This is a genomic window from Citrobacter sp. wls711, from assembly GCF_005281055.1.
GTDB lineage: Bacteria > Pseudomonadota > Gammaproteobacteria > Enterobacterales > Enterobacteriaceae > Citrobacter > Citrobacter gillenii.
Window position 1 is genome coordinate 1 of record NZ_SZXC01000044.1, and the last position, 542, is coordinate 542.

At 51.8% G+C, this 542-nt stretch carries 1 protein-coding gene; it reads right to left on the reverse strand.

The annotated features are described in order from the left end of the window. Positions 1–542, reverse strand: a 542-nt coding sequence (locus FDW98_RS14375; RefSeq protein WP_249935703.1) for an EF-Tu/IF-2/RF-3 family GTPase, incomplete at both ends; no start/stop codon positions are given.

The window sequence follows — 542 nt, forward strand, 5'->3', positions numbered from 1 at the left end:
TCGTCCATCGCGATCGGGTGGATCAGGGTAACAACCATTTTGATGTTGTCGCCCGGCATTACCATCTCTACGCCTTCTGGCAGTTCGATGGTACCGGTCACGTCAGTAGTACGGAAGTAGAACTGCGGACGGTAGCCTTTGAAGAACGGAGTATGACGGCCGCCTTCGTCTTTGGACAGGATATAAACTTCAGATTCGAACTTGGTGTGCGGCTTGATAGAGCCCGGCTTAGCCAGTACCTGACCACGTTCGATTTCTTCACGTTTGATACCACGCAGCAGAACACCAACGTTCTCACCAGCACGGCCTTCGTCCAGCAGTTTGCGGAACATTTCAACGCCAGTACAGGTAGACTTAGCAGTCTCTTTGATACCAACGATTTCAACTTCTTCGCCAACTTTAACGATACCGCGCTCTACACGACCGGTAACAACAGTACCACGGCCGGAGATGGAGAATACGTCTTCGATAGGCAGCAGGAACGGCTTGTCAATCGCACGTTCTGGTTCCGGGATGTAAGAATCCAGGTAGCCAGCCAGTTC